Raw genomic sequence first — 19,033 nt, forward strand, 5'->3', positions numbered from 1 at the left:
GGTCAGGTATTGAAGCGCGGCATTTTCTCATGTCTGGCGCCGGTTTAGAAATCTTTGCCTTGAGGCAGTTAATGTCCATAATGCCTCCTCGGTTTTTAACACGGGTTTCGACTGGGTGTCGGTATGTTACGAGCGGCAGCGGTTGCAGGTTTCATTCTGGTACTGATTTCTGCAGCGGTGGTTGGTTCTCTTTGGCTGCAGGGTGCTTATAACGAAGCGCCAGTTGCGGATCAGCCAGAATGCGATCTGCTGGCCGGGCCCTGCGATTGGCAAACGGAGGCCGGGCATTGGCAAGCCGACCTTAAAATCCTGGGCGACCAGGGGCAGGGCGCGGAGTATCAGCTATCCATACGTGCACCGCTGGCACCGGAGCGTTTCCTGGCGGTGTTGCGCGGTGAATCCATGTATATGGGGGAATACCCGGTGCCACTGCGGCAGATAGAACCGGGCCGGTATTCGGCAAAATTCACCGCCCCCCTCTGTACCACCGGTTCCAGGATGGTCTGGCGTATCGATTTGCAAAAAGGCCAGCAACCGATGTTCAAGACCCCTCCGCTCAGGTTGGTATTCCAGGCCCAGGATCACCGGGACGGGTAGCTGACAAAACCACTGAAAAGTGTAAACATGAAAAATGTCGTCAAAATCAGAGAAAATGTGATGGATTACGGGGAAAGTGTACAGATAGTGCTACTGCGGAAGATTCGCAAGGCTGAGCAGGAGCTGAGGCAGTTGAAACTGGACTACTGCCGCTTTGTGTTCGGGCTCACCCACAGGAGCAAGGTTGTTTCTGAAGGAAACCGATATCTCGTTCTTTCCGTTGATGTGGATTCGATGGCATCGACAGAAGAGGGTGGATTTACCCGGCCGGTAGTGGAAGGCGTGCCCGCAGACAAACCGGATCAGGCGGAACCCGTTCGGCTGGGAACGGGTTGGGTGCTGGACCAACCCTCGTAGGTCAGCTTGTGATAAATGTGATAGAGATCGCAGAGGTTAATGAGCCAGTGTTGCCCAAGGGAGCCTGATGACCGTTATTCTGGTGTTACACACAACCCTGGTTCTTGTCTTTACCATCCGGATCCTGCTCCGCGACGACCTTTCGCCTCCAGGGCGCCTGGCCTGGTTTGTTGTTCTCAATCTTTTGCCTTACTTCGGCAGCGCCATTTATTTTCTGTTCGGTGAAACAGATATCGGCAACCGTGCAAGCAGGCGGCACAAAGAAGTATTCGAGGAAATACGGGCAAAAGCCTCCTGGTTTATGGGGGATGCAGCCAACATTGAAAAGCTGATCGAACCGGTTTACCAGCCTGCCTTTCGTTACGCGGCCTCGATTAATGGCTTCTATCCGTCGAGCGGTAATTCGTCAGAATTGATGGGTGACGGCGAAGAAACCATCACCAGGATGGTTTCGGATATTGATGCCGCCAAAGATCATGTGCACGTACTTTATTACATCTGGCTGGATGACAACACCGGCCATACACTCGCAGAAGCGCTGATCCGCGCAGCCAAACGAGGGGTTACCTGCCGGGCCATGGCGGATGGTCTGGGGTCGCGCGCGATGATTAATTCTGCCCTTTGGCAACGTATGAAGGAGGCTGGCGTACATCTCGCTGTTGCGTTATCACTCAAGCACCCCATACGAACCATGCTGACCAGCCGGCTCGATCTGCGGAACCATCGGAAGATTACCGTGATTGATTCCCGTATCACTTATTGTGGCAGCCGGAATTCAGCGGATCCGGAGTTCCGGATTAAAGCCAAGTACGCTCCCTGGGTGGATATCATGCTCCGGTTTACCGGGCCAGTGGTGGTTCAGAACCAGTTGCTGTTTGCCAGTGACTGGATGCAGGCTACCAATGAATCACTGGATGGCATTCCGCTATCCTCGGGAAGGGGCCAAGGCGGCTTTCCGGCACAGGCCATGGGGGTTGGCCCCACAGAGCGCCATGGAGCCACTCCGCACCTTTTTGCCAACCTGTTTGCCTGCGCCCAAAGCGAACTGACGCTATCTACACCCTATTTTGTTCCCGATGCCACAGTTCTGGATGCCCTGTGCGCGGCAGCTTACCGGGGGGTCAGGGTTGAGCTTGTCTTCCCGAAAGTAAATGACAGCTGGGTTGTAGCAGCGGCCAGTCGCAGCTATTACCACCGGCTGCTTGATGCAGGTTGTATCATATACGAGTTCAAGGGTGGTCTCCTCCATGCCAAAACCCTGACCATCGATGGCAAGATCAGCCTGATCGGCTCATCGAATCTGGATTTGCGCAGTTTTGACCTGAACTACGAGAACAACATTCTCCTGCAGGATGAGGCTACAACACTGGCTATCGCGGAACGCCAGCGGAGTTATATCAGCCGCTCTGAAGTGGTTGCATTGCAGGAGGTGCTTGCCTGGCATTACCACGAAAGAATCTGGCACAACGTTATTGCAACCATCGGCCCGATTTTGTAGCGCAATGGCGTCGGCGACACACTGGAAACACAAAATGCGAACAGGGTTAATCGGGCCATGCGTGCTTCTGGGTTTATGCGTGATGGCAGGTGATGGGTATGCCGGCCTTCCGGATATCCGAACCGCCATTGGTGATGTACCCGAGGGCACCGTGGGCCTTGGGGCAGCGTTGCGCAGGGGAACCAACCCTTACAGGGGAGTGGACAATATTTCAGGCCTGTTAAACGATAACAAGGCAGATCTCATACCGCTCTACCTTTATGAAGGCAAGTGGCTGTTCGCGCACGGCACTTCGGCGGGCGTCCATCTTGTAAAATATGACTGGTTAAAGCTGGATCTATTGGCGAGATACCGTTTCAATCGCCTGGAATCGGACGCCAAGCCCTATTTTAATGGCTTGCAAGACCGGGAACAGACGGTTGATATGGGCTTTTCTGGCACGGTGTACGGCGGTTGGGGCTCACTTTCCACCACCTGGGCCAACGACATTCTGGGAATTCACAATGGTTTTGAGTGGGATTTTACCTATTCATACGCCTGGAAGCCCGGGCGCTGGTCGTTTTCACCGTTTATCAGCTACGTGTATCAGGACAGCGACCTGACAGACTATTATTACAGCGTCGATGCCAGCGAGGTGCTGGCGGACAGGCCTTCCTATGAGCCAGGCTCTGCCGTTTTCTGGCGCGCCGGTATTAACACCTCCTATCAGGCAACCGCCCACCTGCTGCTGTTTTCCAACATAGCTTCCCAACATGTAGATAGCGAAATCTTTAATAGCCCGCTGGTGGATGAGTCACAACTGACTTCCGCTACCTTCGGTTTTGCCTATTTATTTGGTAACGCCCGTGATGATTTAACCAGAGGCCCAGGACCGAATAGTCCAGGCCAGTGGTCATGGCGACTGAACTCAGGATATCAGGCAGAGGGCCCTTTCACCCGAACGCTTACAGGCAGGCTGAAACGCAGTGAAGATGTGCACGCATACATGGGCGGTCTGACCCTGGGGAAGCTGATTTCTGATGGCAGATACATTGACTATTGGGGGCGGATTTCCCTGAACCGGCGCTTCGAGAACGGCAATCAAAGTGATTTCGGCGAATACAACGCCTATGTGATGGCGATGACGGCGGCTCACTCGCCCTGGACCTCGGAAGAATGGCTCCGCTTCGGGATCGGCTTCGGGTTTTCCTATGCGTCGCAGGTGCCATTTGTGGAACAGGTCAAACAGGCAAAACGGGAGCGCAACACCTCGCGTTTCCTGAATTACCTTGAGGGCCAGTTTGATGTGCCACTTCGGCTGATGTCCGATAACAGGGCGGTCAGGAACTGTTACGTGGGTATATCGTTACTGCACAGGTCGGGGATATTTGCGAAATCGGACATTCTGGGTAGCGTATCCGGTGGTTCCGATATGGTAACCGGGCATCTGGAGTGCAAGAGGTAAAGGAGCAAATGCCGGCCCGGGCAACGCGACTCAGCAGGTCGGCATGGTTTGCAGGGCGAGTTTACGGCGGATATACCGACCGAGCGCATCAACGCCGATATTGAGCAGGGCAGTTACCAGTATGAGCACCATCGCACGGTCGAACCGGATATTCTGAATGGCGCTGTCCACATAGAACCCCAGTGTGTAGATACCCAGAATGCCCAGAATCGCCGTTTCCCGCATGATGATTTCCCAGCGGTAAAACAAAAATGCCAGAAAAGAACGGTACACCCGGGGCACCAGCTCCCAACTGTAACGGCTGAACCCGGTAACGGCATCCGGGCGAAGTTTGATGGAATTGGTTTGCCTGCCAATCAGGTGGCCGATGATGCCACCATTGTGCAGGGCCAGAGCCACCACCGCAGGCAGCATGGACGGGCCCCAGAGCTGCAGAAGAATATAAGCCAGGATGTACTCCGGCGTAGACCGTGCGATCACCAGTGCAACATGGCCGGCATTGCGCCGCAGCGGCCCGCCAAAGTGGTTGGAAATCAGCGGGAATGCCAGCAGTGACAGAATACCCGTGGCCACAAGCGCAATCTGGGTCAGCACAATGGTGTTCCAGATGCCCGGCAGGGCCTCGTTCACCACCAGGTCAGTCAGCCAGGGCATCAGGCCTGTCAGGCCCTCACCGTAGCGCAGGGGCGCGGGCACTATATCCTCAGTGAAAAAGCGCTGCACATTGCCCCAGACAATCGGCAAGCCATCCCCCAGAAAAAACGGCGCGCCCAACAGATATAGCGGCAGAAGCTTTGGCCGCACCCATAGGGGCATGGTGGCAATCAACACGTAGAACAGAATAAGCATGGCGCCTGCATCGGAATACAGGCCCTGAGAGAACGACGCCTCAAGATAGAAACCGAGAGTAGGTAAGCCCACAAAGCCAAGAATGGCACTGGAACGCAAGCCGCATTCAAGGCGGTACGCGGTGTAGGTGCGCATTTTCACCCAGCAGTCGGGAATACGGCTATAGAGAAACGCCGTAATGTTCCCGGTCCCGGGAGGCAATGCGCGCCCCGGCTCCGGATCGGCCTCCTCCAGGATTTCCGAGTAGACTTTGGCAAAAATGCCCGCGTACGGAATGGCGATGGCCAATACCCCGGTCAGCGGGTGAAAACCAAAAAACTGCAGAAAAATGAGTGCCCAGAACAACTCGTGAATCGCACGGACAAAGGCGCAGAAAATCCGCACAGGCAGGGATCGGTAGACCAGTGCCAGCAGAAAGCCGGCAATACCGCCGAGCGCCACTCCAACGAAAGCAAAGGCCACTGTCCGCAACAGCGCAGTCAGCAGGCCTTCGCTGCTGAAAAAGTTGGGGGTTACAACGCCCAGGAAGAAGTTGCCCAGATCCCGCCAGGGATTGGATGCGGTGATGGCAATATCGGCAAACAGTAACCCGACCAAAGCAATGGCAAGAAATATAAAGCTGGTGCGAACCGTTGGGGAAGAGAACATGAAACGGCCGGTTTACCTAGTAAAGAAACATGATGTCTGAAGCCACAAGATTCGCGCTGGGTTGGTCAAGCGCAATCTGGCCATCCTGTATACCAACAATTCTGGTGCAATAATTCAGCGCCAGTTCCACATCATGCAGCGCAATAACGCTGGTTGAAAAGCGATCCCTGAGGAGTGTCATTACCGAGTTTGCCATAGGGCCATCGAGGGCAGAAACCGGCTCATCAGCCAATAATACTGAGGCGTTACGATACAGCGCCCTGGCGATCGCTACCCGCTGGCGCTGACCACCGGAAAGTGACGCTGCCGGTGTCCAGAGCTTTTCTGTCATCCCGAGGGATTTAAGGAGTGCGTTCACTTCGGCCCGATCCCTGGCGAAAGGTCGGGCCAAGGTTATCGTATTGTACCAGGTGGCGTGTTTATCCAGCTGCCCCATAAAAACGTTATGGAACACCGACAGAGCATTGACTATGCCCAGATCCTGGGGGATGAGTGAGGAATCCCGGTTAACCCGTTCGTGGATCAGGCGAATCAGTGTTGATTTACCGGCGCCACTTTTACCCACCAGCGCAACTTTGTCCCCGGGATGCACCGTCAGAGACAGAGGGCCAATGACCCGCTTGCCATTGAATGAAGCCGTCAGGCCAGAAAGATCGAAGCCTGACATCAATCGAGGATTCCGATCTCTTGGGCGGTCTTACGAATCGGCTCATAGTCGTCGTTGGAGACCGGAATGAAGCCCGAACGCGGGAAACTTTCCAGAAGTTCCGGGTTGTCGAGGTTCAGCAGGGCCTCGGTAACGCGCTGTTTGAAACCATCACCAAAACGCTCGTTCACATCACCCCGTATGGTCCACTGATAGTCCGGGTAAGCAGGTGTTTTCCAGATGACCTGAACGGCGTCGGTATCAATATTTCCGTTACTCAGTTCTTTTTCCCAGACCTGGAAGTTCAAAGCGCCCGTATCGTAAGTGCCAGCTTCAACCAAACGAAGGGTGCGTGTGTGGTTGCCGCTGAAACCAACCCGCGCAAAGAAATCCTCGGGCTTTGTGTCAAAGGTGTCCCGTATGTAGAACTCCGGCATGAGGCGACCAGAGGTTGATCCCTTGGAGCCAAACGTAAAGGTTTTGCCCTCGAGCTGCGCTTTCAGGCCGGACAATTCGTCCGCCGGCTCAATACCTGTATTGGTATTGGCAATAAAATAGGTCTGGAAAGCTTCATCCTCAACACCCTGGGCAATGGCCTCGGAACCCGGCACCAGCCTGCGCGCCTGTACGCCGGAGAGCCCACCAAACCACGCCAGTTGCACCTGATTGTTACGAAAGGCGGAAACCGCTGCGGCATAGGACTTCACCGGAATGTAGCGTACATCAACATTCAGTTGCTCTGAAAGGTAATCGGCTACGCCACGAAAACGTTCGACCAGTTTTGTTTCGTCCTCATCGGGTATGGCAGTAAACACAAAGGTTTGTGCCGAAGCGGCAGTGGCGATAAAACACAAAAAACTGGACAGCATCAATTTCCGTATAATATTCAGGGCCATGTGAATTCCTTGATCAGTTGTCTGGTTGTAAGTACGAAATAGTCGCGCTGGCGATAGTTGCCAGAAGGAGGATACTCTGATTCAACCCGACCATGAACAGATATACGGATTGCGGGTTTAAACAGGTCAAATGTCTCTTATACCGAAGAACGCTATGGAAATCCTAATAATAACGCCTGCAGCCCCGGGCTCAAAGGCTGGTAACAGGGCAACGGCTGAGCGCTGGCAAGGGCTGCTTGAGCAGGCAGGGCACCGGGTATCGGTTATGACGGAGTACCAGGGTGAACCTTGTGATCTTTTTCTGGCTCTCCATGCGTGGCGCAGCCATGGCGCAATACGGGCTTTTCAGAGCGCCTGGCCGGCAAAGCCACTGATCGTCGCCTTGACGGGAACGGACATATACCGCCATCAATATGAGTACCCCGAGCAGACCCTGTACTCCATGCAAGCGGCAGATGCGCTGATCGGTCTTCATGCAAAGGTTGGTGAGGACATCCCCGGGCGCTTTCAGGAAAAACTGGTGACACTTTTCCAGTCTGCTGAAAAACCTGAAGAACCCGGCACCAATACAGGAGCCGGAGGTAAAGGCAGCGTAAACTCCGGCCCGAACACTTTTGAAGTATGCGTCATTGGCCATCTGAGGGACGAGAAAGACTCGCTGCGAGCCGCTCAGGCCGCAAGACTGCTGCCGCCCGATTCCCGCATTCGGGTGTCCTGCGCCGGCAAGCCACACGATGCGCACTGGAAAAACCTGGCAAACCAGGAAATGCGGGAAAACCCGAGGTTCCGTTGGCTCGGCGAATTAGAGAAAGCCGGGGTCAACAGGCTGATGGCAGAGAGCCAGGTGCTGGTTATGAGCTCCATAATGGAGGGTGGAGCGAATGCTGTGTCGGAGGCCTGCCGGGCTGGCTTGCCTGTGATTGCGTCGGATATCCCCGGCAATGTCGGGTTGCTTGGCGAGGATTACGCCGGCTACTACCCGGTTGGCGATACCCGGGCACTTGCCAGGGTACTCGAGCGGGCGGAGAAGGATGCCGGGTTTCTTGAACAGTTGCGCGAGCAGGTCGGACGACTCGCCGCCCGGTTTACGCCGGAGAATGAACTGAAAGCCCTGGAGCAGGCGCTCTCACTTGCGCTGACGCGCTGCTCCGGGAGAAATGCCTGAGTTCACTCTTTGAGTGTGATCGGCTCAATCGGCCCGCTTTCATCCTGCGGCGTTACCCGCCCGATAATGGCGGTGTACGGGTAACCCAGGGCCTTGAGTGCCCGAACGCATTCTTCCGCCTTGTCGGCTGAAACACTTGCCAGCAACCCTCCGGCGGTTTGCGGATCAAAAATCAGAGGATAGCGAGGATGTTTTACCCACCTTTCCTGATCCCGGATACCACGGCGCAAGCGTATATTGGCCGGCTGCAACGAACTGAGAATACCTGCCGCCGAGGTTTCTTCCGCTCCCGGAAGAACGGGAATTGCAGAGAGATCCAGCTCGGCATCGACGCCGGAAGGTCGCGTCATTTCCACCAGATGCCCTAATAACCCGAAGCCGGTCACATCCGTACAGGCTTTGGAACCGAAGCTTCGCAGGCAGTCTGCAGCTTTCTTGTTGGACTGCACCATTGAAGCCAGGGCAGAATCTATCCAGCGGCCTTTGGCAGCCAGCCGGGCATGGGCTGCGAACAGGGTTCCGGTACCTATGGGTTTGGTCAGAATAAGAGCATCACCCGCTCGCAGGCCGCCTTTACTCATCACGTCGTCAGGGTCAATCAGGCCGTTGACCGCGAAACCCAGTGCCAATTCCCGGCCCTCGCCCGTGTGCCCGCCAACCAGGGCACAACCGGCCTCGTTCAACACCTCTACAGCGCCGGACATCATCTGGTAAACCACATCTTCCACTTTGGACTCTATGCCGTAAGGCACGGTGGCAACTGCCGTTGCACTTTGTGCTTCAGCACCCATGGCAAAGACATCACCCAGGCTGTGATTGGCAGCTACGCGGCCAAAGGTATAGGGGTCATCAATGAACGCCCGGAAAAAATCAACGGTATGCACCACGGCTTTTCCGGGTGGAACCCGCAAGACTGCCGCATCATCCGGCGCATGCAGGCCGATGAGAATGTCATCCCGCTCTATGGGCCTGAGCTCGCTCAGCGCCCGTGACAGCACGGTACTGCCCACCTTGGCGCCGCAACCACCACAGCGCATGGCAACGGCAGAAATGGCCTGGGAAGCCTCTTCGGCGTTTTGCGCAGCGCCTGTGTCGGGCAGAGTGGTTGCCTCTTCCATGGGTGGCAGATCGGTAAACTTTGCCATGAAGCGGCGGTCTATCCAGTCTTTCCAGCGCCACACCAGGGCACCATCAAACTGCACGTCACCGCGCGAGGCGACCGCGTATTTGTCACCGGTACTGATCAGGGCCAGCCATTTCTTCTGGGGATGGAAATCCCGGGGCGCTTTACCCAACGCCAGGCGCTTCAGATTATCGGCCAGAGGCGGCCCCTGGCGCACTGCAAAAACACCGGCTTTTTCCCTTGGGTGATTAACCACATTGGCAATATCACCCGCGGCAAAAATGTTGTCGTCGTTTTCAACCTGGAGTGTGTCACGCACCCGCAGGAACAAACCATCATCCAGCGCCAGGCCGGTTTCCGCCAACCAGGCGGGCCCGCCGGCCCGGGTTACCCAGAGCACTTCGTCTGTTTGCAGTGTGTCACCAGTGGCCGTGCGCAAGAGCCCTTCGCTGACTTTTTCTACCGGCGACCCCAGATGCAGCTTTATGCCGCGATCCGAGAGGGTTTTACGGAACACTGACCGCACTTTGGCATTGTGTGTGGGGAGAATCTCGTTCGCCGCATCAAACAGATGAAAATGCAGTTGATCGGAATTCCGCCCCCTCTGTTCAAGCTCGTTTTTCAGGCGATACTGCATTGCCAGAGTCAGTTCCACACCACCTGCGCCGGCGCCGACCACACCTACCGTGAGTGGGCCGTCATGGTTTTCAATGCGGGAGAGCAGGGCGAGCCAGCGATTGTTGAAACCCGTTATCGGCTTTACCGGTACAGCGAACTCCGAGGCGCCTTCAACTTCGTTCACTCTGGGTGAGGAACCAATATTGATGGACAGTATGTCGTAGGGCACATCCGGGCGGCCTTTGCAGGTCACGCGCTTGGTGTTGCGATCAATACCTGTGGCCTCGGCCCGGTAAAAACGGGCGCCGGCAAACTCCGCAAGACGGCTGAGGTCGATGTGAACATCGTCGTAGCTGTAATGTCCTGCCACGTAGCCTGGCAGCATTCCGGAATAGGGTGTGTGGGTATCGCGGCAGATGAGGGTCAGGCGCACGCCGGGCACCGGTTTCATTGCAAACCGTTTGAGTACTCCGACGTGGCTGTGCCCACCGCCAATCAGGACTATGTCCCGTAAAACAGGCTGGTCGGGCGTTCGCATCAGTTGATTTTCTTGGCTTCTGCTGAGAGTTGGTCAAACCCCTTGATGTTTGAGAAGGCATTCAGCTTTTCCTGGTCTGCCTCCGACGGATTGGCTATCTGGTCGATGGAAGTGATGCCTGCATCTTTCATTTTCCTGGCAGTGGCTGGCCCTATGCCTTTAACCAGGGTGAGATCGCTTCTATCGACAGGTTTCTTTTCCCGGGCAGCAGCTGCCTTCTTCCTGGCCGGTGCTTTGTCAGAAGCGGCTTTTTTTGCAGCGGGCTTCCTGGCAGGCGCTGCAGGCTTTTTCTTCAGTTCTTTTTTACTCTCTTTTTCAGCCTTGCGAATGTCCTCTTTCGAGGCCACACCCAAACGTTCGAGTATGCTGGACTGAAGTTCGTGGAATTCTTCCAGGCGACGCTCGAATTCATCATAAAAGCGCTTGGTTTCGCGCTCCCGAAGTTCATCGATTTCTTTCAGAAGCTTGCGAAGCGGATCCTGAACCTGGTGCTGCAGGGTTTCGAACTGCTTCATTGCGTCACTGATCAGACCTTCAATCTGACTCGACGTTTTCTCAAATTCCTTGTTGACCTTCTTTACGATCTTATCAACGCTCGATTTGGCTTTCTTTGCCATTGGGTTGTCTCCTTGCAGACAGGTAGAACGGATAAAAGTAATCAGGCCATTTGCCGCAATCCCGGCATGGAACCTGAGGAGCGTCGTGATTTCAACGACTGCTTTTTGGAAAGCACCTCTCTGATACGACGCAGTTTCTCTTCAATGGCCTTGTCGCTATCAGAGTTCAAATCAGAAAAATCAATTGAGTAGAAGAAGTTGCTACAGTGTTTTCTGCGCTCTGTGATAAGCCCCGGTACCTTCTCCGCACGAATTTCGTCGAACGGCATATCCATGATCAGGTCAAGTACAATGGTATCGCCGGGATTGAACAGTTTGTCAGTCTTCATTACGCATCCGTAGGCGTCCAGTTCAAAAAGCGCGGCTTCTACCTGTTCCCTGCGGAACAGGCCATGCCGGAATCTGAAACGGGCAACAAGATCGGGCAACGCTTCCTTCATGAATACTGAGTCTCTTCTGGAGCTGGCTTGATATTGATTAAACAATAGATACTGACCGCAGGTTATGCAATATCGTCAATACACTACGATAGCCCTTTGACGCTGTACTTCAACACTTAACGGGTGATAATTTCATACATGTCAATTCTGCGGTCTTTAAGGTTGGTTACCGACCCCTCGTTGCGCACCAATGTAAGCTTTTCGAGGTCCATGTCCGAGAACATGATCATCTCGGTATTGGGCGTTGTCTCTGCCATCACTGCATCGTGGGGAAACGCGAAATCGGATGGCGAGAATACTGACGACTGGGCATATTGCACGTCGAGGTTTTCCACCTTTGGCAGGTTCCCGACACTGCCGGTGATCACCACATAACACTCGTTTTCAATGGCCCGGGCCTGGGCACAATGACGAACCCGCAAATAGCCGTTTTTGGTGTCGGTCCAGAAGGGCACACAGATGATGTCGACTTCATTGATCGCGGCAATACGACCCAGCTCCGGGAATTCGATGTCATAACAGATGAGAATCGCAACCCGCCCGGAATCCGTATCAAAGACTTCAAACTTGTTTCCGCCCTCAACCACCCAGTCCCTGCGCTCGTGGGGCGTAATGTGAATCTTGCGTTGCTCGTCCACCCGGCCATCGCGGTGACACAGGTAAGACACATTGTAAACCCGGTCATTCTCAAGCAGCGGCATGGAGCCGGTGATGATATTGATGTTATAGCTCACCGCCATATCAGACATTCTGTCCCGGAACTGCTGGGTAAAACCGGCAAGAAAGCGGATAGCGCGAGTCTGATCCACCTGATCGGTCAGCCCCATCAGAGGCGCGTTGAAAAACTCCGGGAAGAGCGCAAAATCGCTCTTGTAATCAGATAATGCGTCCACGAAGTACTCAACCTGTTCCAGCACTTCTTCAACCGAACCAAACTCACGCATCTGCCATTGCACCGCGCCCATGCGGACCTGGGTTTTCTTTTCGTTCAGTACCGAAGAGGGTGGGGTATACAGAATGTTCCGCCATTCCAGCAGGGTTGCATACCCCAGGGATTTCTCATCCTCCGGCAGGTACTTGTGCATCAACCGGGTAACCCGGAAATCATTGGACAGCTGGAAGCTCAGAATCGGATCGTAAATATCCTTGCGATCAACCCGGTCAATGTATTCCGCAGGCGAATACTGATCCGAATATTTCCAGTAGCCGGGAATACGGCCTCCGGCGAGAATCGCACGCAGATTCAGAGAACGGCAGAGTTCCTTACGGGCTTCGTAAAGACGCCGGCCCAGCCGGTAGCCCCGGTATTCTGGATGAATAAACACATCGAGCCCATACAGGGAATCACCGTTCGGGTTATGCCAGATCTGCTCATTGCGAAGAATCAGATCGTCATAGGTGTGAGGGTTACTGAACCGCTCGTATTTAACAGAAACCGTAAGGGCAACGGCAACCAGCTGATTATTGTCCTCGATGCAGATCTGCCCGTCCGGGAACTGCTCAACCAGGGCCTTGATGGTATCTCTTGGCCAGGCTCCCCCTATGTCGTCATACACGCGATCCATCAGTACCTGAAGCTGCTCATAATCATCAAGCGTCAGGTTGCGGAGATTCAAATGGAGTTCTTCATGGGCCATTCAGTGAGGCTCCTGTATGGCGGTATTTTGGGTTTCTCGACCAAGTTTATCAGAAGGTATGAAAGAGTTGGCACAGGTAGCGGGAAAGCCACGAAAGAAAAGCCGGGTATACGCAATGTAGCGGCTCCGCTGGAGCCTCACTCACTGGCTCAGCAATTCAAGCCGCCGGCGCAGATTTTGCAAGGTCTGGCGCCCCAGGTTATCCGACTCTCCACTCAGGAACGGATTGTCCAGAGCAATAACGGTGCGCTTGTCGAGGTTCAGGTCCTCTGCTGCCGTACCGTAAAACTGCTCGAGGAAAGCCCCGAAACTTCCGTCCCGGATGGCCCGTTCCATTCCAAGCTGTAACCTGTGCGCGGTTAAATGATCTTCCGGCCCCACAAACAGGTACGAAGGCATGGGGTAGGCCAGCACAATGCCGGGTTCCACAACCAGTTCCGGGTCATTTTCGATACGAAGATCATTGGCAACTTCACTGACACCCCGGGCAAAACAGTCGAAGCGCTCGTTTTTCAGCATTCCAAACAGAATTTCATAGCGCGAATGGGTAATTACGGGGATGTTATTTTCTCTGAGAATGTCGGTGTCAGGCCAGTGCACACCCTGGCCGATGCGGATATCTCTGTCCCGAAGATCCGCGAGCGAGTTGATGCCCTCAAACAATGCAAGATTATGCGGCATAACCACACAAACGCGAAAACCCAGCAACCCTCCATCTACCGGAACCGGAATTGCTGTAAGACGTTCTTCCCTCTCTGTGGATGTTGCCAGGTTGGCAATGTCCAGCAAACCATACTCGCCGCGAGCCAGCTCCCGGAGAGCCCGGCCCTGGCTCAATTCACTGCTGCGGAGCAGGCGGAACTCCCCATACTCGGCGGTTTTTGCCAGCGCAAGATTAACCAGCGCATAGATGGCCGGGTTGTCGTAGCTACGGTACCAGAGTACATAGTCCCGGTGCGCCGGGTTTACCGGGGCGGACACGAAGGCAGACGCTTCCGGTGCCGAAGGTGGCCCAACGGTATCGCCCGGTGTGCCGGCGTAAACAGGGCAAACCATTAACAGGCTGCCAGCGAGCCCCGGCAGCAGTGCAGTCATTGCATGCCTGCAGGCATGTTTAAATCCGTGTATGAGAGCTGCGAACATGTTGCAACTTCCGAATCCTTTTGACTGGCTTGTCCGAATCAGTTCCTGCGGGCAGAAAACTGGCCAAATGGGTGCTGCATATGAAGTGAACCGCCTCTACTTTAGACCAGAAAACGGCCAGAGAAAGGAGAATCTTTCAAAATAATGTAAAAGAGTGTTGCGATGTGTATGGGGCGCTGCAATCATCCGCTTCAACCTGTAATGTACCCCCAGGCTCAGGAGCTGAATTATGGCGTTAATCGACAGTATTATTGGTGTAACAGGGCAGTGGATCTCCAACACAAATCCCGCGGCCACGCTGGCGCAACCGGTTGAATGGCTGAAGAAAACCGGAGGTTATGCGGCGGTTAATCGCATCATAGGGCTGTCGATCCCGTTTGCACCGCGCAACCGGTTCAGTGTGGAAGAGGTGCGCCCCGGATACGTGCGGGCGCGCATCCAGCTCAAGGGCAATAAAAACCACTTTGGCAGCCTGTACGCTGGCGCTTATTTTCTTGTGGCGGAAATTCCTGGCGGGGTACTGACGCTGTTTGATCTTGGGCCGGCGTACACGCCAATCCTGAAAGAAATGACGCTGCAGTTTCTGCAGCCTGCGAATACGGATGTCACCGTGGAGTTTTCCCTTTCTCCCGAAAACGTGACAGCCATTCGTGCAGATGCCGATGCCACGGGTCGGGCAAAGTTTACGCTTGAGGGTGAGTTGCGGGATATGCACGGTAACCATGTTGCGACCTCCATTGCGCACTACCGGGTTCGCAAAAAAGGGTTCCAGACGGCAGCGTAAATCTGGCCGGTGAGCCGCGCTCAGGCCTCAGTCCAGCCCCGCAAGGGTGGCGAGGAAGATCTCGCCGTATTTCTCCAGCTTTGCAGCGCCCACACCACTGACTCCCGCCAGCTCATCAAGGGTTTTGGGTTTGCGCTCAAGCATGTCAAACAGGGTGGTATCGTGGAAGATCACGTAAGGCGGCACACCTTGCTGATCAGCGAGCTCTTTCCGGCAGGCTCGAAGTGCCTCCCAGCCGGCATGATCGGTAATCTGGTCTTTGATCGCGCTGCCGGTTCGTCGGCCAGAAGAACGCCCCGCTGACTTTTTGACCACCGGGTCTTTGCGCAACTTTACCGTTTGTTGCCCTTTCAGTAGTGGTCTGCATTGCTCTGTAAGCTGAAGCGCGCCATACCCCTCGGGGTCTGCACGCAGGTAGCCGTTAGCCACCAGTTGCCGGAACACCGACTTCCACTCGTTAACTGAGAGTTCAGTGCCTATGCCGTAGGTTGAGACTTGGTGGTGTCCGAATTGCAGCACCCGTTCGTTCTCCGAGCCCCTCAAAACGTCAATCAGATAGGTAACACCGAACCTTTGGCCGGTGCGGAATACGCAGGACAATGCCTTCTGCACAGCCACCGTTCCATCCCAGGTTTCGGGGGGAACAAGGCAGGTATCACAGTTGCCGCAGGGGTTATCCAGTTTGTCGCCGAAATAATTGAGCAGAACCTGCCGGCGGCACCTGGTGACTTCACAAAGGCCCAGCATGGCATCCAGCTTTTGCCGCTCGATGCGTTTAAAGTGATCGTTACCCTGAGAGGCTTCCAGCATTTGCCGCAGTTTGATGACATCCTGAAGGCCATAAACCATCCAGGCTGTTGACGGTTTGCCATCGCGCCCGGCACGCCCGGTCTCCTGGTAATAGGCTTCCAGACTTTTTGGCAGATCAAGATGCGCAACGAAGCGCACATCAGGTTTATCGATACCCATGCCAAAGGCAATGGTGGCTACAATAATCACGCCATCTTCCCGCAGGAATCGCTCCTGATGGTTAGCCCGATCAGCCGCAGGAAGCCCGGCATGATAGGGCAAAGCCGTATAACCGTTTTGCATCAGCATCTTTGCGGTGGCATCGACTTTATTACGGGACAGGCAGTAAACAATACCGCAATCACCTTCATGTTCTGCTTTTATAAAATCCAGCAACTGTTTGTTTGCATTGGTTTTTGGCGCTATCCGATACTGGATGTTCGGGCGATCAAAACTGCTGATGAAATGCCGGGCTTCAGTGAGGGAGAGCCGTTCAGCAATTTCTTTACGGGTGCGTTCATCGGCGGTCGCGGTTAAGGCAATCCGGGGAACCTCCGGGAATTCGCTGGCCAATACCGCAAGCTGCAGATAATCGGAACGGAAGTCGTGCCCCCACTGGGACACGCAATGCGCTTCGTCGATGGCAAACAAAGAAATGGACGCACCATGCAACAGCTCAAGGGTGCGCGGCTGTATCAGCCGCTCCGGAGCACAATAAAGCAGATCCAGCTCGCCTGTGCTCAACGCATACTCAGTTGCCCGGGCCTGTTCAAAATCCATGGTGGAATTCAGGAACGCCGCCCGCACGCCCAGCTCGCGCAGCGCCGCAACCTGATCCTGCATCAATGCGATCAACGGGGAAATAACAATGGCGGTGCCAGAACGGACGAGCGCCGGAACCTGATAGCACAGGGATTTGCCTCCACCCGTTGGCATGAGTACCAGGGCATCTCCACCGCGGACCACTTCATGGATGACCTCGCCCTGCAGTGGCCGGAAGGATTCGTAACCAAACACTTCATGCAAAACCGCCTCAGGGCTTCTGCCCGAGGTTGTGGGCCGCTCTGCCAAAAGCTGATCGAAGTCCTGATCGGGGTGCATAAAATAATCGGCTCATCGTTAGGCTGGGGTGAAAACTGTCGGAATAAATGGCCGAACAAAGCACTGTTTCGGCGCGGTGAAGGATCATACCAGATTTTGTGTGCCTAATGGTTTGCAGGTGTGCTTTAGGGAGGCAAGGGCAGGGAAGAAACGTTACAATACCGCGGTTTAAAACTACCGTTTTACGGCTCACCATAATTTTTCAGACAAGAACAGGGCATGCATGCAGGAATTTGACGCCATCCGTCCATACTCGGACGAAGAAACTGGCCCGGCGATTCAACGACTGGTTAATGACAAGGAATTTCTGGACATGGTCGGCCGCTTCAAGTCGCCGGCACTGGCGCACTGGGCCCCGGCTTTTCTGCGCTTCTTTACCCGCCGCTGGTTAGTAAGCCGCTTTGGCCATTTTACCCGGGTGGACGATCTGCAGGCGGGATTGTCCGGCTATATTGGTGACCTTATAGAGAACACCACCACCCGTGTAACGACAAGCGGCGTGGAGAATTTGAGTAAGCAGGGGGCTTACCTGTTCATATCCAACCACCGGGACATTGTGTTTGACCCTATGCTGGTCAATTACCTGCTGTTCCGGAACGGCCTGCGAACTACCCGTATAGCCATTGGCGACAACCTGCTGGCCAACCGTGTGTTTGCGGAAATGATGCGGCTCAACAAGAGCTTTATCGTACGCCGTGACATGACCAGCCCGCGGGAAATGCGGGATGCCTACATTACGCTCTCCGGCTTTATCAACCACAGCATCGCGAACAACGAAAACATCTGGATAGCCCAGCGCGAGGGGCGCGCCAAAGACGGCCTGGATTTCACCGACCCCGCTATCATCAAGATGTTTTACATGAGCTGTAAAAAAAGCGGACTGAGTTTTGCCGAGGCAATGAACAAGCTGCGCATTGTTCCGGTTTCCATCTCCTACGAATACGATCCCTGCGACAAGGACAAGGCCCGCGAACTGGAGACCAAAGCTCGCGCAGGCAGCTACAAAAAAGCAGAAGGTGAAGATACCGAACAAATCATGAAAGGCCTGACCGAGTTCAAAGGCCATGTGCATGTTCACTTTGGCACCCCTATTGTTGATGCGCCGGAAAACCCCAAACAGCTTGCCGCACTGATTGACCGTGAGGTGCATGCCAATTACCGCCTGCACGCCTCCAATCTGGTGGCCTATGAGATGCGTGGCCCCGACACCACAGGTTCTGAGGCGTCTGCAGACGCTCGCACATCTTTTACAGAATCCGTTGCGACCACCGATAAGTTTTCTGCGGAGGACATGCGCGTTGCCCGAGCTGAAATGGAAAAAAGGCTGGAGGCTTGTGATCCGGCAACTCGCCCCTATCTACTGGACATGTATGCCAATCCGGTTCAGACCGCACTGGATGCAATCGCCATACAAAACACTCCGGGTTAACCCGGGCAATCCCTTTTATACAACGAGGTAATGCGTGCAGGACCTGCAATATATTGAACTGGAAACCCGGGCAAACCCTACAGCTGCTGTTATCTGGCTGCATGGCCTCGGTGCCAGTGGCCACGATTTCGAACCTGTAGTGCCGGAACTTGGTTTGCCCGATGACGCTGCCGTTCGTTTTATTTTCCCGCACGCTCCCAATATACCGGTTACCATCAACGGCGGCGTCACCATGCCTGCCTGGTACGATATCAAAGCCATGGATATCGACCGCATCGTGGATACTGGCCAGCTGATGGATTCGGCGCGGGCCGTAGGCAAGCTGGTTGAACGGGAAATTGAGCGGGGTATCCCCTCAGAGAATATTATTATTGCCGGCTTTTCCCAGGGTGGGGCGGTTGCCTATGAGCTTGGCCTGAGCTATCGAAAGACGCTGGCGGGTATCCTGGCACTTTCTACCTATTTTGCCACTGCAAAAACGGTGCAGCCCTCGGAAGCCAACGCGGGCATTCCGATCAATGTGTACCACGGAACCTTTGACCCCATGGTTCCGGAAGCGCTTGGGGTTCGTAGCGTGGAAACACTCAGGTCAATGGGCTACGAACCGCACTACATGACCTTCCCCATGGAACACAGCGTGTGCCTTGAGGAAATTCAGGACATCGGGCGCTTCATTCGCAAGCACGTGCTCTGATTCGCTACCAGCCGCCGTGC

General features: G+C 54.7%; 17 protein-coding genes. 8 read left to right on the plus strand and 9 right to left on the minus strand.

The window, feature by feature from the left end; translation table 11 throughout:
* The first annotated feature begins 123 nt into the window (after positions 1-123).
* The 4 genes from CDH48_RS10870 (at position 124) to CDH48_RS10885 (ending at position 3,896) form a co-directional block, all read left to right on the plus strand.
* The gene (locus CDH48_RS10870; protein ID WP_100688755.1) at positions 124-597 is read left to right on the plus strand and encodes a hypothetical protein; all 474 of its coding nucleotides are present in this window, start codon (positions 124-126) and stop codon (positions 595-597) included.
* 27 nt (positions 598-624) lie between these two features.
* Positions 625-954, plus strand: coding sequence for a hypothetical protein (locus tag CDH48_RS10875; protein WP_227521051.1), 330 nt, complete (start codon positions 625-627; stop codon positions 952-954).
* A gap of 67 nt (positions 955-1,021) precedes the next feature.
* Positions 1,022-2,452 carry a cardiolipin synthase gene (cls, locus tag CDH48_RS10880; protein WP_100688756.1) on the plus strand — a complete coding sequence of 477 codons (1,431 nt, stop codon included), beginning with the start codon at positions 1,022-1,024 and terminating at the stop codon, positions 2,450-2,452.
* A 34-nt stretch (positions 2,453-2,486) separates the two neighbouring features.
* A complete protein-coding gene (locus CDH48_RS10885) occupies positions 2,487-3,896 on the plus strand; it encodes a MipA/OmpV family protein (protein ID WP_157807819.1) in 1,410 nt (469 codons plus the stop codon).
* 30 nt (positions 3,897-3,926) lie between these two features.
* Here the strand turns inward: CDH48_RS10885 and CDH48_RS10890 are convergent, their stop codons facing one another.
* From CDH48_RS10890 to CDH48_RS10900, 3 genes are read right to left on the minus strand one after another with little or no spacing between them, the layout of a single operon-like run.
* Complete coding sequence (locus CDH48_RS10890; RefSeq protein WP_100688758.1) at positions 3,927-5,393, minus strand: PhnE/PtxC family ABC transporter permease; 1,467 nt, start codon at positions 5,391-5,393, stop codon at positions 3,927-3,929.
* Positions 5,394-5,409: 16 nt separating this feature from the next.
* Positions 5,410-6,060 carry an ATP-binding cassette domain-containing protein gene (locus CDH48_RS10895; protein WP_100688759.1) on the minus strand — a complete coding sequence of 217 codons (651 nt, stop codon included), beginning with the start codon at positions 6,058-6,060 and terminating at the stop codon, positions 5,410-5,412.
* Positions 6,060-6,935 carry a putative selenate ABC transporter substrate-binding protein gene (locus tag CDH48_RS10900; RefSeq protein WP_188437746.1) on the minus strand — a complete coding sequence of 292 codons (876 nt, stop codon included), beginning with the start codon at positions 6,933-6,935 and terminating at the stop codon, positions 6,060-6,062. Before CDH48_RS10900 ends, CDH48_RS10895 begins: the two co-directional genes overlap by 1 nt.
* 154 nt (positions 6,936-7,089) lie before the next feature.
* Here CDH48_RS10900 and senB point away from each other — a divergent pair, with 154 nt between their 5' ends.
* Positions 7,090-8,100: a selenoneine biosynthesis selenosugar synthase SenB gene (gene senB / locus CDH48_RS10905; RefSeq protein WP_100688760.1), complete on the plus strand. Its 1,011-nt coding sequence runs from the start codon at positions 7,090-7,092 to the stop codon at positions 8,098-8,100.
* A 2-nt stretch (positions 8,101-8,102) separates the two neighbouring features.
* Here the strand turns inward: senB and selD are convergent, their stop codons facing one another.
* From selD to CDH48_RS10930, 5 genes are all read right to left on the minus strand, one after another.
* Entirely contained in the window at positions 8,103-10,379 is a 2,277-nt protein-coding gene (selD, locus tag CDH48_RS10910) for a selenide, water dikinase SelD (RefSeq protein WP_100688761.1), read from the minus strand.
* Positions 10,379-10,996 (minus strand): helix-hairpin-helix domain-containing protein, encoded by a 618-nt coding sequence (locus CDH48_RS10915; RefSeq protein ID WP_100688762.1) that lies wholly within the window; start codon positions 10,994-10,996, stop codon positions 10,379-10,381. The genes selD and CDH48_RS10915 overlap by 1 nt, the downstream gene beginning before the upstream one ends.
* Before the next feature lie 41 nt (positions 10,997-11,037).
* Positions 11,038-11,436, minus strand: coding sequence for a hypothetical protein (locus tag CDH48_RS10920; RefSeq protein WP_100688763.1), 399 nt, complete (start codon positions 11,434-11,436; stop codon positions 11,038-11,040).
* Between the two features lie 116 nt (positions 11,437-11,552).
* On the minus strand, positions 11,553-13,073 hold the full coding sequence (locus CDH48_RS10925; RefSeq protein WP_100688764.1) for a bifunctional GNAT family N-acetyltransferase/carbon-nitrogen hydrolase family protein: 1,521 nt from the start codon (positions 13,071-13,073) through the stop codon (positions 11,553-11,555).
* Positions 13,074-13,214: 141 nt separating this feature from the next.
* Complete coding sequence (locus CDH48_RS10930; protein WP_227521052.1) at positions 13,215-14,168, minus strand: hypothetical protein; 954 nt, start codon at positions 14,166-14,168, stop codon at positions 13,215-13,217.
* A gap of 277 nt (positions 14,169-14,445) precedes the next feature.
* Between CDH48_RS10930 and CDH48_RS10935 the strand changes: the two genes are divergently transcribed.
* Positions 14,446-15,000 carry a DUF4442 domain-containing protein gene (locus CDH48_RS10935; RefSeq protein WP_100688765.1) on the plus strand — a complete coding sequence of 185 codons (555 nt, stop codon included), beginning with the start codon at positions 14,446-14,448 and terminating at the stop codon, positions 14,998-15,000.
* Between the two features lie 27 nt (positions 15,001-15,027).
* On the opposite strand, the gene recQ is transcribed toward CDH48_RS10935, so the two are convergent.
* Positions 15,028-16,890, minus strand: coding sequence for a DNA helicase RecQ (recQ, locus tag CDH48_RS10940; protein WP_100688766.1), 1,863 nt, complete (start codon positions 16,888-16,890; stop codon positions 15,028-15,030).
* A gap of 223 nt (positions 16,891-17,113) precedes the next feature.
* On the opposite strand from recQ, the gene CDH48_RS10945 reads away from it, so the two are divergent.
* Both CDH48_RS10945 and CDH48_RS10950 read left to right on the plus strand, forming a co-directional pair.
* Complete coding sequence (locus CDH48_RS10945) at positions 17,114-18,319, plus strand: 1-acyl-sn-glycerol-3-phosphate acyltransferase (RefSeq protein WP_100688767.1); 1,206 nt, start codon at positions 17,114-17,116, stop codon at positions 18,317-18,319.
* A 34-nt stretch (positions 18,320-18,353) separates the two neighbouring features.
* On the plus strand, positions 18,354-19,013 hold the full coding sequence (locus tag CDH48_RS10950) for an alpha/beta hydrolase (RefSeq protein ID WP_100688768.1): 660 nt from the start codon (positions 18,354-18,356) through the stop codon (positions 19,011-19,013).
* Positions 19,014-19,033: the final 20 nt, after the last annotated feature.

This window comes from Marinobacter aromaticivorans, assembly GCF_002806975.1.
Lineage (GTDB): Bacteria > Pseudomonadota > Gammaproteobacteria > Pseudomonadales > Oleiphilaceae > Marinobacter > Marinobacter aromaticivorans.